The sequence below is a fragment of the Microcoleus sp. N9_B4 genome (assembly GCF_036701635.1).
Classification (GTDB): Bacteria; Cyanobacteriota; Cyanobacteriia; order Cyanobacteriales; family Microcoleaceae; genus Microcoleus.
The window spans coordinates 102,234-115,601 of sequence record NZ_JAUBRC010000014.1 but is presented as its reverse complement, the minus strand read 5'-3'; the positions used below and the strand labels follow the sequence as shown (position 1 = coordinate 115,601).

Genomic DNA, 13,368 nt, shown 5'->3' with positions numbered 1-13,368 from the left:
TAGAGAGGGTAAATTTGACATGGAAATGAACGTTGGTGACTTTCTGCACCGACTCGATCTCAGGGGACAAGCGCTTAAAGGCACCAACCTTGGCGGTGCGGAACTCCGGGGAGCCAACCTCCGAGGCACGGATCTCCGAGAAACCAACCTCAGCGGCGCTATGCTCAGGTATGCAGACCTGATTGAAGCCGACCTCAGCGGCGCTAATCTCAGCGGGGCGGATTTAGCTGAATCATTTCTTAATTTAGCTAACCTCACTAGAGCTGATTTGACTGGTGCTGTCCTCCGAGAAGCTAATCTCGTAGGAGCCGAATTCACCGGCGCCAACCTCAAACAAGCAAGTTTGATCAAGGCTAATTTAGTAGGAGCAAATCTCCACGAAGCCAACTTAACCAGAGCTAACCTTAGCGGGGCGGATTTACGCGGTTCTCAGTTGAGCGGCGCCATTTTAGACAAGGCGGTATACAACAACCGGACTATCTTTCCCGAAGATATTGATCCGGGTGCAATGGGAGCATTTTTGCTAGCTCCCAATGCTTCGCTCCCTGGCTTAAATCTGGCTATGGTAGATTTGACCGAAGCCGATTTAAAAGGAGCCGATTTGCGGCGGACAAACTTATACAAAGCTATTTTATTTGGCGCAAAACTCGATCGGGCAAACTTAGCAGGAGCCAACCTCAGCGGAGCGGACTTGAGGGAAGCCAGTTTGAACGCCACGATTTTAGAAAAAGCTGTTTACAGCAACAATACTTTGTTTTCAGAAGGCATTGACCCCGCTCTGGGCGGAGCTTATTTAATTGCTCCCAATGTATCGCTGCAAGGGGTAAATTTAACCGGAGCCGACTTAAACGGGTCAGATTTAAGCGGAGCTAATTTGAGCGGTTCTAACTTAAGTTCGGTTAATCTCAAAAATGTAGACCTCAGCAGAGCTAGCTTAAAAAAAGCTTACCTCAAAGGTGCAAACTTGGAGGGAACTGATTTAAGAGGAGCCGATTTAAGCGGCGCAATTTTACACCAAGTAAACTTGAGTTCTGCTGACCTCCGGGGTGTAGACTTAACAAGGGCTGACCTCAGCGGCGCTAATTTAAGGGATGCCGATTTGAGGGAGACAGATTTCACGGGAGCTACTTTGCTGTTCGCTAACTTGAGTGGGGCAGACTTGAGAGGTGTAGACTTGACAAAAGCTGACCTCAGCGGCGCTAAGTTAAACGAAGCTGATCTCCGAAAAGCAGATTTGATGAGAGTAAATTTGGAGGGAGCAGATTTAACTGAGGCCGACTTGAGCGATGCTCATTTATTCCGAGTTAATCTCAGAGGTGCTAACCTGAAAGGTACTAACCTCAAAGGCGCAAGTTTAAAAGGGGTATTTTTGACTGACGCTTATTTGAGCGAAACGGATTTGACCGATCTAGATCTGAGTCCGAGTTTTTTTGAATTGCCGCTAGAATCGGAATGGTAATTAGTTGACTGTTAACAATCGAAAATCTAAAATAAAAAATCGCCCATCGAAAATTGCTCGATTATTAACAATCTAAAATCTAAAATCTAAAATCTAAAATGGATCGACCGTTAGGCTCTGTTATTCAAGGCTCCCTGAGCAAGGGATTAGAAGTGCGACTGCACGCCGATGTTTCGGTGGAAGATATGAGGGTGGGGAAATTTCTAGTAGTGCGGGGGGTGCGATCGCACTTTTTCTGTATGCTAACCGACGTGTCTCTCGGAACTTCTAGCGCCCGCATTTTATCGAATCCTCCCAATCCCGACGACGATTTTCTGCTAGCAGTGCTAGCCGGTAGCAGCACCTACGGTACGATCGAACTGTCGCCGATGTTGATGTTGACTGCTGAGAGAGAAAAACAGCAGGCAATTTTCGACCCGACGAAAAACGGCGGAGTTCGCGAGAATAAGCTGGCGTTAGGAAATTTGGCTTCTTTTGAGTCACAAACGGGCGCGGATATTGAGTTGCTGCCGGTTAAAACTATTCCCAGCCACTTTTCCCAGGTGTTTGATGCCAAAGAAAGTGATTTTAGGGCAGTTTTTGGCTGGGAAGATGACCCGTATCGCCGCAATTTTGCGATCGGCAAACCGATTGACATGGACGTTGCTGTGTGCTTGGATTTAGACCGATTTGTGGAACGCAGCAACGGCGTTTTTGGCAAGTCGGGAACGGGAAAATCTTTTCTGACGCGCTTGCTTCTATCGGGAATTATTCGCAAGCAAGCTGCGGTTAATCTAATTTTTGATATGCACTCGGAGTACGGGTGGGAAGCTGTTTCGGAAGGGAAACAGTTCAGCACTGTTAAAGGTTTGCGGCAGTTGTTTCCCGATAAAATGCAGATTTATACCCTCGATCCAGAATCGACCAAACGCCGGGGAGTCCGCGACGCTCAAGAGTTGTTTTTGAGTTTCGATCAAATTGAAGTGGAAGACATCGCGCTAGTGCAGCGCGAGTTAAATTTGTCGGAAGCTAGTATCGAAAATGCGATTATTTTGCGAAATGAGTTGGGGAGTGGTTGGATCAACAAGTTGCTGGAAATGACCAACGAAGATATCCAAATGTTTTGCGAAGAAAAGCGGGGAAATAAGTCTTCGATTATGGCTTTGCAGCGAAAGTTAGAGCGATTAAACGATTTGAAATACATTCGGAAACGCTGTCCAAAAAATTATGTAACTGAAGTTTTGCAGTGTTTAGATGGTGGAAAAAATGTAGTAATTGAGTTCGGTTCCCACTCGGATTTGCTGTCGTATATGTTGGCTGCAAATGTGATTACTCGCCGCATTCACCAAGCTTACGTGCGGAAAGCGGAGAAGTTTTTGCAGAGCAAAAATCCGTGCGATCGCCCGCAGCCGTTGGTGATTACTATTGAGGAGGCTCACCGCTTTCTCGATCCGGCGATCGTGCGATCGACTATTTTCGGTACAATTGCCAGAGAAATGCGAAAATACTTCGTAACCCTGCTGATTGTAGACCAGCGTCCCTCCGGCATCGACGGCGAAGTCATGTCGCAAGTCGGCACCCGCATCACAGCTTTGCTAAACGACGATAAAGACATTGATGCTATTTTTACCGGCGTTTCAGGAGGGCAGAGTTTGCGATCGGTTTTGGCAAAACTCGACTCCAAACAGCAAGCATTAGTTTTGGGGCACGCCGTACCGATGCCCGTCGTCGTGCAAACTCGCGCCTATGACGAGCAATTCTACAGAGAAATTGGGGATATTGACTGGCAAGAAATGCCGGATGAACAAGTATTTGCCGAGGCAGAATCTGCTAAAATGGATTTAGGATTTTAGATTGACAACTGCTAGATTCATTACAGAACTTAGGCAAATGTTACTGTAAATTAGTCTTTGCGAACAATGGGCGATCGCTGGCAATGACAGAAATATCTGATTTTTGCCTCAGTTACAGGGAGCATCTCATATTTGTAAAAACACTTCTTCTGGCTCCTGACTTCTTCCTTCTGACTCTTTTCTCCTGACTCCTGACTCCTGACTCCTAACTCCAATTTCTAGCGGAGGGCTGCTTTCATTGAGATGCTCCCCAGTTACAAACGAAAATATAAACGAAAAAGTGCGATCGAACTTCAAAAAAATTAGGCCCCAGCTTTCAGTCAGAACCTTTTCCCCTTTCACCCCCTCACCCCTCATCCCTGACTACAGAAAATTTGCATAAGCTTAAACATGATGCAGATGATGGAGCCTAGGGGCACAATGAAAGTCAAACAGGGCAACAGCCAGCCTTTATACACCTTGTCGTTACTCGTAGCAGAATTGGATTAGCATATTTCAATAAAAATGTCAATAAATATTTTAAACAGTTACTCGCATCTAATACGGTGATCGGGTTCGGTTATCTCGCATCCCACCATCTAGGCAGCGAGAAAATTTCAAGCGATGATAGAACAGAGAGCAAAACAAAGCCCTCGAATTGCATGAGTCTGTTTGCATGAGTATTGTGAAGTTGAGTGGCAGTTAAAACTAACAGGGAATTCAAAACCTTAAGGAAAAATGTAGAATCTTGACCTTAAGACAGAGGTTTTTACCCTTTACGATCCTCAAAATTGGGAATAATATTGAGAAAACTAAACTCTTGCTTCACTTCGCCTTAAACTAGCCGTTAAAGCTAGCGAGCTACCGAAAATCGACGGCGATTACTGGAAATCAAGCACAAAAGTAATCCCAAACAAAAAGCTTCTACCGATCGTCACCGATAAACAAGAGGGAAAACATCCCCCTTGTCGCAGTCTTTATCCCACTTGTAAAAGTGGGACAGGGTATCACCAACTTTTTATCTGTTGTTACAAGGAGTGCAATACTCACCCATGTCCACCACAACCCCCAAAAACAAAACAGTGAAAGCCGATCGCATGGGCAGCCGGCCATACTCCTCAACGGATACGGTTCGTACCTATCTGCACGAGATCGGTCGCGTACCCCTGCTAACCCGAGAAGAAGAAATTGTTTTCGGGAAGCAGGTGCAGCAAATGATGAAATTAATCGAAGCAAAACAAGCACTTGCTAAAGAATGGCAGCGGGATCTGACGAATCAAGAGTGGGCTGCCGAAATGGAGTTGACCGAACCTGAACTTAGCCGGATCTTACAAATAGGGCGGCGGGCAAAGCAAAAGATGATTGAAGCCAATTTGCGGCTAGTAGTGGCGATCGCCAAAAAATATCAGAAACGCAATATGGAATTCTTGGATTTAATCCAAGAAGGCACCCTCGGTTTAGAACGAGGAGTCGAAAAATTTGACCCGATGCGGGGATACAAATTTTCTACCTATGCCTACTGGTGGATTCGGCAAGCAATTACCCGCGCGATCGCCCAACACGCCCGCACAATCCGATTGCCAATTCACATCACCGAAAAACTCAACAAAATCAAAAAGGTGCAGCGGGAACTTACCCAGCAGTTGGGCCGGTCTCCCTCCCCTGCCGAAATTGCTGCTGCTTTGGAACTGCACCCTTCCCAAATTCGGGAATACCTGCTGATGGCAAGACATCCTGTTTCTTTGGACTTGCGGGTAGGAGACAACCAAGATACCGAACTGCAAGAACTCTTAGAAGACGAAACGGCATCTCCAGACAACTACATTACCTCGGAATTACTGCGGCAAGACCTCAATACTTTGATATCAGAACTTACTCCCCAGCAGCGAGATGTAATAATTCTGCGCTTCGGTTTGGAAGACGGCACAGAAATGTCTCTGGCGAAAGTCGGAGAACGGTTAAATCTCAGCCGGGAACGGGTGCGGCAGCTAGAACATCAAGCCCTTGCCCACCTACGGCGCCGCCAATCTCAAGTCCGAGAATACTTGGCTAGTTAGTCACTAAAAAAGTTGAGATTTTGGAAAATCTCAACTTTTTTTTTCGTGTTGGCACGGCGCTGGGAAGGATACTTTTATACCAGTTAAAAAAAAGAATGCAACTGTAGACCCGTGCTCCAAACCCTTATGGAATAAGTCACGCCAAATTACTCAATTCTTTAATCTAAAATTAAAAATCTAAAATGGTATTATTTGAGGGGTCGATCGCCCGATCGGGGCGGACGCAAAATTCGTCAAAACTAATCTTAGATTTAAGTTCAGGCATCGGGCGGGCGATCGTTCCTTTAAGTTTATAGCGAACATTAAGCCAAATACCCGGTTTCTCTACAATCTTTGTGAAACTGGTACAAGAGGCGCTTGGAACCAGCTATTTTAAATTTTGGGGTCTGGAGTGGTTTTGACTTATTTGATATTGACAGGAAGTTTACAAGCGATCGCGATCGTGCTTGCTCTCTCGCCCGGTAACTTCAGCATCGCATTCCCCGCACGCCGGGCACACAACTCGGACATCAAATCCGGCGTTTTAAGCTCGCAATCTCCGCCAAATCCTGGGCCAGATACAGCTAGCACAGGTTTAGCAGATGGCATTTACCTCTACGGCCAGTCGAGCAAGCCAGAGGAAATTAAACAAGAATATTTTGTATTTGAAATGCGGCAGAGTAAGGTAGTCGGCGCTTTTTACCTGCCTCGGTCTGCTTTTTACTGTTTTTACGGCACAAGCGATCGAACTCAGTTAAATTTAACAGTAGTGGACAGTTACGACGGCAGTCGCTCTCCCTACTCGGTAAACCTGGAACAGTATTACCCAATTTCTACCATCAGCGAGAACGATCGGCGCATCTTGGGTATTTGCAAGGAAGCTCACAAACAGCAGGTGTGGGAAAAGTAGCAGAAGACTGGCCCCCAGGCGCGGCCCCAGCAGTCAGAGCTCAGGAAACAGTAGTAAAATTGCTCCTGAGTTGAGAATTTCGGACGGACACCACACACATGGCAAGATGAAACTGCGTCGGAAAACACTATCGATCATTGGCATTACCATCGCTGGATTGACTGGCATTCTGTATGTCGCCTCCTCAAGCATCCTCTTGGGCAGCCTGATCAAAGCAGAGGAACAAGAAGCCACACAGGTTGTCAAGGGAGTGCTCAGCGTGTTCGGGCAAACCGCTGATGACTTCAACTCGCGCTTTGCCGACTGGTCGGCCTGGGACGACACCTACGATTTTATCCAAAACCGCAACTCAGAATACATTGACTCCAATTTAATTCCAGAAGGGCTCGCTAATATAAGAGTTAATATAGCCATCTTTGTCAATACTTCTGGCAAAATAGTTTACGGTACGGGTTTAGACAGCGAAAAGCTGAAACTAACGCCTGTTCCAGAAGCATTAAAACGGCGCATTTCTCTAAGCGACCCGCTGTTGCAGCACCCCAGCGCCAAAAGCAGCCTCGCTGGTGTCCTGCTGCTACCGTCAGGGCCAATACTGATTACTTCCCGGCCTATTCTCACGACTAAAAACACCGGCCCGATCCGAGGTACGCTGATATTCGGGCGCAATTTGGATGGTGCAGGCATTGCAAAGATTGCTAAAATTACCCGCTTGCCACTAATCGTACACAGCGTTAATGAGGCTCGGTTGCCTGCAGACTTTCAGAAGGCGCGGGAGAAACTGTCGGAAAAAAAACCGATTTTGGTGCGTCCTTTAAGCGAAGAGTCGATCGCGGGTTACACTCTGATCCGGGATATTTACAACCAACCTGCGCTGCTATTGCGGGTGGATATTCCCAGAGAAATATATCGGCAAGGTCAAATTAGTTTGCTGTACCTGCTGGGGTCTGTAGCGTTAGCGGGAGTTGGGTTGGTCGGCTGCACTCTGCTGCTGCTAGAGCGTCTGGTGCTGTCTCGGTTGAGCGGTTTGGCGAAAGCCGTGAACCGCGTCAGCAGCAGCCAAGACCTCTCCGTGCGACTGCCGGTGACGGGCGAAGACGAGTTGTCCGACCTTGCCCATACTATCAACGGAATGTTGAGTGCGATCGCCCAAGCCGAAAGCGAACAACTTGAGGAAAAAGCCCGCTACCGAGCCGTAGTGGAGCAAGCTACAGATTGTATATTCCTGTGGGACGCTCAAACCAAACGCCTTTTGGAAGCCAATACAGCGTTTAGAGACCTGCTCGATTACAGTCTTGATGCGATTTCGCAACTGACTATTTACGATATCATCGCTTACTCTAAAGACCTAATTGACAACAATATCGAGTTGCTGCTGACGGACAAACAATTCAGAATTGGCGAAGTTCTCTACCGCCACCGAGACGGTTCCTGCGTGGATGTAGAAGTGAGCGGGAGCGTGATTTCCTACGGAGGCCGCGAGATTATTTGCACTGTTGTCCGCGACATTACCGAGCGCAAGCAAGCAGAAGCCGAACTGCGAGCCTCCGAAGAACGCTACAGACTTTTGTTTAAAAATAACCCCCATCCGATGTGGGTTTACGATTTAGAAACTGAGGAATTTATAGCCGTCAATCAGGCTGCTGTCGAACACTACGGCTACACTCGTGACGAATTTCTCAACATGACCATTACGGACATTCGTCCCCCTCAAGAGCTGCCAATATTGTTAGGAAATAAATCCCAAGTAGATGTCGGGATTGAGTTTGCAGGTGTGTGGCAGCACCAGAAAAAAGACGGAACAATTATTGATGTAGAAATTACTTCTTATGCCACGCTCTTTGATAGCAGAAATGCTGAATTAGTGCTAGCTCACGACGTGACCGACCGCTTGCAAGCCGAGGCCGAACTCTACAAGGCAAAGGAAGCTGCAGAAGCAGCTAGTTTGGCTAAAAGTCAGTTTTTGGCTAACATGAGTCACGAACTGCGAACTCCTCTGAATGCAATTATCGGTTACAGCGAGATTCTGCAAGAAGAAGCTTTAGACTTGGGCGAAGAAGATTTTATCTCGGATTTGGAGAGAATTCACCATTCAGGTCAGCTTTTACTAACCTTAATTAATGATATTCTCGACTTGTCGAAGATTGAAGCCGGTCACGCGGAACTTGAATTAGAAACTTTTGACGTGTCGGAGGTCGTTCAAGATGTAGCTAGAACTGTTGAACCGCTATTTTTGCGAAACACAAATCGCCTGAATGTGGAGTGTCCTAATAATATTGGCGAATTGTATTCCGATCAAACTAAGCTTACTCAAATTTTGTTTAATTTGCTCAGCAATGCAGCTAAGTTCACTCATCAAGGAACAATTACACTCAGCGTTGAAAGAATTAAAAATGACGAGAATAGTTGGGATTCTGAACAGTTAATTTTTAATTGTACTGATACGGGGATTGGGATGACCCCTGAACAGCTACAAAAGTTATTTCAACCTTTTACGCAAGCTGATGCTTCGACTACCCGCAAGTACGGAGGTACGGGTTTGGGTTTGGCAATAGCGCAGAAATACTCTCAGATGCTGGGGGGAGAAATTAGTGTGAGTAGCGAGTTTGGCAAGGGGTCAACTTTTACCTTAACGTTGCCAGCATAGATGTATCTTAGATTTTAGATTTTAGATTTTAGATTTTAGATTTTAGATTTTAGATTTTAGATTTTAGATTGGGTAAAAAGTCCTGACTAGAAACAACATAAATACGGTTTGTAGTCAGGGCTTCAGTCCACTCCCCATCAGCTTTTAGCTAATTAGGACTAAACTTTTGAATACCAACCACATTATTAATACTCAATACCTGCTTGAGCTTTAATGCCTTGTTCTCGGAATGGATGCTTAACTAAAGTCATTTCTGTCACCAAGTCTGCCCGTTCGATTAGCGCTGGCGGGGCGCCTCTGCCAGTTAAAATAATGTGGGTTTCTTCTGATTTTTGGTCTAACCCGGAAAGCACTTGCTCCACTTGCAAATAACCTAGTTTTAATGCTATATTGACTTCATCTAGAAGAACTAATTTAAATTCGGGATTGCGGATAAAAGTTAGGGATTTTTCCCAGGCTTTTTGAGCTGTTTCGATATCTCGATCGCGGTCTTGGGTGTCCCAGGTAAAACCTTCTCCCATTGCGTGGAATTCTAGCTGTTTTTCCCAGAGTTGAAAAACGGCTTTCTCTGCAGGTTCCCACGCGCCCTTGATAAATTGTACTATAGCGACGCGGTATCCGTGACCGAGCGATCGCACAACCATTCCCAAAGCGGCAGTGGTTTTGCCTTTCCCGTTACCTGTATTGACTATAATTAAACCTTTTTCTTTTGAGGAGTTAGCAATTCGCTGTGATTGCACTTCTTGGCGGCGCTGCATTTTCTGTTTGTGCTGTTGGGCTGTTAAGCCAGTGGTTGCAGTAGTTTCTGTATTGGTTTCCATTAATTTTTTTTTAACCGCAGATGAACGGAAATAAACGCTGATAGATCAAAGATGTCTAGTTATTGCCACAGTGTTTTCAAGTTTAGCACGAAACCGGGCAAAACATCTTCTCCTGAAAGTTCTGTTGGACATTCCAAAACTTCTTTTTCTTGTCCTTGGCGATAGATTTCAACTCTCCGGGTTTTGCGGTTAATTAACCAGCCTAGTTTTACTTGGTTATTCATATATTCTTGCATTTTGTCTTGAGTATCTTTTAAACTGTCGGTTGGCGACATTAACTCTAAGACAAAATCCGGGGCAATAGGAGGAAATTGTTGTTTTTGTTCGGGAGTGAGTGCCTCCCATCTTGATTTTTCAATCCAAGAGACATCGGGAGAACGGTTGGCAGCGCTTGGCAGTTTGAAGCAAGTTGAAGAATCGAAACAAATTCCCAGTTTAGTTTGTCTGTTCCAAATTCCAAAATCAGTAGCTATTTCAAAATTGTAATTTCCGGTTTCTCCTCCTGTGGGTGACATAACGATTATTTCTCCTTCGGCATTGCGTTCAAATTTGACATCGGGGTTTTCGCGGCACAGTTGATAAAACTGGTCGTCGGTTATTTTGGCGATCGAGTTGAAGTTGATGGTAACTGCTATCATGGTATTTTAGAGGCTGCATTTGGAGTATTTTAATTGCACATGAATGCTGATCGATGCAGGTAGTCTGTTCGCCCCGAAAATATTGTTGTCAAAGCCGATTTTGCCTTACGCCCAGACTAGCTGCAAGTTTAGCACGAAACCGGGCAGAACATCCTCTCCCGATAGTTCTGTTGGACATTCCAAAACTTCTTTTTCTTGTCCTTGGCGATAGATTTCAACTCTCCGGTTTTTGCGGTTAATTAACCAGCCTAGTTTTACTTGGTTATTCATATATTCTTGCATTTTGTCTTGAGTATCTTTTAAACTGTCGGTTGGCGACATTAACTCTAAGACAAAATCCGGGGCAATAGGAGGAAATTGTTGTTTTTGTTCGGGAGTGAGTGCCTCCCATCTTGATTTTTCAATCCAAGAGACATCGGGAGAACGGTTGGCACCGCTTGGCAGTTTGAAGCAAGTTGAAGAATCGAAACAAATTCCCAGTTTAGTTTGTCGGTTCCAAATCACAAAATCCGCATTAATTTCTGAGTTGTAATTTCCGGTTTCTCCTCCTGTGGGTGACATAACGATTATTTCTCCTTTGGCGTTGCGTTCAAATTTGACATCGGGGTTTTCGCGGCACAGTTGATAAAATTGGTCGTCGGTTATTTTGGCGATCGAGTTGAAGTTGATGGTAACTGCTAGCATGGTATTTTATCAGGATGCGTTGGACTTTTTAAGCCAGATAATGTATATGAATGCGGCTCAATGCCGAGCAATGCAGATGCTGTAAATATTATTATTGAGGGAGGAGGATTTGAGTTGTAGTTTTGGGGAGGTACTTGTGATATCATTATATCACCAACTTATAACTAGCTCTCAATATTCTTATAAAAAGCTTTGTGCAGGAAACACTTACAGACATACCAATAATAAAATGCAATGTTGATTTCGCTAAACAATTTAGGTACTCCCTCTAGTAAACTAGAGAATATTTTGTTTTTTAAATGCAGGGAATCTACGCCGATCGCAAAAAACAACAAGCCCAAACCAGCTAACAATATTTGGTAGGGAGTTAACTGTAGTTCTCGCCGAAAAAACCATCCGTAGGAAGACAAAACCACGGCGTACAAAAGACTTACTCCTAGCTTAGGAATTCCCACTGCTACCATATATATATGAATTCTGTAAATTTCATTTAGTAAAAATCCACCTGTTAACAAAGCCGAAAACAGAATAAATCGATTTTCTGAAGTGCGCGTTTGAATAGTTTGAGCTAATTTATAGGTGAAAGTACAAACAATGACGGGTACAGAACATAAAATTTGGAAACTCCGAGTTAACAAGGCGACATTGGGATTGGGGGAAAAATAAGGGTAAAAGAATAAATCGCTGACTTTTAATCCGGCAATTTGAGTTATAATTATCAGCAGCGTTACCAGGAATAAGGATAAACAATTTAGTCGGACAACAAAGCGCGAAATAGTCATAAGCAATTAATACCAAAAATTAGGTTGACTGCCCAAATAAAAAAATTATATCACCAATATCTCTGGATATTTTGCTAAACTTAATCAGGAGTGTTATCAAAACAAGGAGACAGTCATGCTGTCAGTGAAAGAAGCAGAATCGATCGTTCTAAATTTGGCGCAACCCCTCGACAGTCAGCGGGATGTAGAAACTGTAGACTTGCTGGCAGCATCGGGGCGCATTTTGGCTGCTGCCGTCACTGGTTCCCTGGATTTTCCTTATTGGGATAATTCAGCAATGGATGGGTACGCGGTGCGCTTTGCGGATGTGGAAAACTGTAGCGCCGAAAAACCAGCGGTACTAGAAGTAGTTGAAGATATTCCAGCCGGATATCAGCCTCAAAATACCGTCCAATCGGGGCAAGCGGCGCGAATTTTTACGGGTGGGGTGATGCCTGCAGGTGCTGATACGGTGGTAATGCAGGAAGAAACAAGGCGTGAGGGCGATCGTATTTTTATCTTAGTTTCTCCTGAAAAACCGCAAGCATTTGTCAGGCACAAAGGCGCTTTTTATCAAGCAGGAACAACTTTGCTAACTCCCGGTACAGTTATCAATGCCCCTGAAATGGCGGTGTTAGCAACTGCCCAGTGCATTCAAGTTCCCGTTTATCGGCGGCTGCGGGTGGCAATTTTTTCTACGGGTGACGAGTTGGTCTCGCCAGACGAACCTCTGGCACCGGGGAAACTGGTAGACTCGAATCAGTATGCTTTGACAGTTTTGTTGGCACAAATGGGATTTGAACCGATTCGATTGGGCATTGTTCCTGATAATGAAGAGGCGTTAAACAAGGCAATATCCCGGGCTGTTGCTACGGCGGATATGGTGCTTTCTACGGGGGGCGTCTCGGTTGGAGACTACGATTATATTGAGAAAATATTGGGGGATTTGGGAGGAAAAGTTCACATTACTTCTGTGGCGATTAAGCCGGGGAAACCTTTAACGGTTGCTGCGTTTAAACGAGGTGAAAAAAATCAGGATTCGCCGAGTTTGAGTTCGGATTGTCTCTATTTTGGTTTGCCGGGAAATCCGGTTTCGGCTTTAGTCTGCTGTTGGCGCTTTGTTGTGCCTGCTTTGAGAAAGATGTCTGGGCTTGGCGCGGATGCTTGGGGGCCGGAGTTTCTCAAAGCTAGGTGTAATGCTGAATTGCGATCGCACGGTCAGCGCGAAACTTATGTTTGGGGTAAACTGCATTTAGTTGCGGGAGTCTGGGAATTTGAACCTGCTAGCGGCAGCCAAAATTCAGCGAATTTAATTAACCTCGCCAATACGAGTGGTTTAGCAGTTTTGCCCCCAGGGGACACCTGGATTGTACCGGGCGAATTCGTGGAGGTTTTAAAAATTAGTCATTAGTTAGTTGTTATTGGTTATTTGTTATTGGTTCGGTATAAGTTCATGTAAAATATTAACAACTAAGTAATCTTCCTTCTTCCTTCTTCCTTCTTCCTTCTTCCTGACATCCGTTACATCCGTTACACAATCCGTTGCCGAACTTCCTTCTTCCTGACATCCGTTACATCCGTTACATCCGTTACACAATCCGTTG

At 45.1% G+C, this 13,368-nt stretch carries 11 protein-coding genes; 6 read left to right on the top strand and 5 right to left on the bottom strand.

The window, feature by feature from the left end; all coding sequences use genetic code 11:
- Positions 1–19: 19 nt before the first annotated feature.
- The 5 genes from QUA43_RS12005 (at position 20) to QUA43_RS11985 (ending at position 8,860) form a co-directional block, all read left to right on the top strand.
- Positions 20–1,459 (top strand): pentapeptide repeat-containing protein, encoded by a 1,440-nt coding sequence (locus QUA43_RS12005; RefSeq protein WP_333374127.1) that lies wholly within the window; start codon positions 20–22, stop codon positions 1,457–1,459.
- Between the two features lie 98 nt (positions 1,460–1,557).
- Entirely contained in the window at positions 1,558–3,291 is a 1,734-nt protein-coding gene (locus QUA43_RS12000; RefSeq protein WP_333374082.1) for an ATP-binding protein, read from the top strand.
- Positions 3,292–4,322: 1,031 nt separating this feature from the next.
- Positions 4,323–5,327: an RNA polymerase sigma factor, RpoD/SigA family gene (locus QUA43_RS11995; protein ID WP_333216423.1), complete on the top strand. Its 1,005-nt coding sequence runs from the start codon at positions 4,323–4,325 to the stop codon at positions 5,325–5,327.
- A 391-nt stretch (positions 5,328–5,718) separates the two neighbouring features.
- Positions 5,719–6,216 (top strand): hypothetical protein, encoded by a 498-nt coding sequence (locus QUA43_RS11990; RefSeq protein WP_333374081.1) that lies wholly within the window; start codon positions 5,719–5,721, stop codon positions 6,214–6,216.
- Positions 6,217–6,322: 106 nt separating this feature from the next.
- On the top strand, positions 6,323–8,860 hold the full coding sequence (locus QUA43_RS11985; RefSeq protein WP_333374080.1) for a CHASE4 domain-containing protein: 2,538 nt from the start codon (positions 6,323–6,325) through the stop codon (positions 8,858–8,860).
- A gap of 185 nt (positions 8,861–9,045) precedes the next feature.
- On the opposite strand, the gene cobO is transcribed toward QUA43_RS11985, so the two are convergent.
- The 4 genes from cobO to QUA43_RS11965 form a co-directional block, all read right to left on the bottom strand.
- Entirely contained in the window at positions 9,046–9,681 is a 636-nt protein-coding gene (gene cobO, locus QUA43_RS11980) for a cob(I)yrinic acid a,c-diamide adenosyltransferase (RefSeq protein ID WP_333374078.1), read from the bottom strand.
- A 59-nt stretch (positions 9,682–9,740) separates the two neighbouring features.
- Complete coding sequence (locus tag QUA43_RS11975; protein ID WP_333374076.1) at positions 9,741–10,319, bottom strand: Uma2 family endonuclease; 579 nt, start codon at positions 10,317–10,319, stop codon at positions 9,741–9,743.
- Between the two features lie 105 nt (positions 10,320–10,424).
- The gene (locus tag QUA43_RS11970; protein ID WP_333374074.1) at positions 10,425–11,003 is read right to left on the bottom strand and encodes a Uma2 family endonuclease; all 579 of its coding nucleotides are present in this window, start codon (positions 11,001–11,003) and stop codon (positions 10,425–10,427) included.
- A 164-nt stretch (positions 11,004–11,167) separates the two neighbouring features.
- Positions 11,168–11,785: a hypothetical protein gene (locus tag QUA43_RS11965; RefSeq protein WP_333374072.1), complete on the bottom strand. Its 618-nt coding sequence runs from the start codon at positions 11,783–11,785 to the stop codon at positions 11,168–11,170.
- 115 nt (positions 11,786–11,900) lie between these two features.
- Between QUA43_RS11965 and QUA43_RS11960 the strand changes: the two genes are divergently transcribed.
- Complete coding sequence (locus tag QUA43_RS11960) at positions 11,901–13,175, top strand: molybdopterin-binding protein (protein ID WP_333374070.1); 1,275 nt, start codon at positions 11,901–11,903, stop codon at positions 13,173–13,175.
- 21 nt (positions 13,176–13,196) lie between these two features.
- Here QUA43_RS11960 and QUA43_RS11955 read toward each other — a convergent pair whose 3' ends face one another.
- Entirely contained in the window at positions 13,197–13,361 is a 165-nt protein-coding gene (locus QUA43_RS11955) for a hypothetical protein (RefSeq protein WP_333374068.1), read from the bottom strand.
- Positions 13,362–13,368 lie beyond the last annotated feature (7 nt).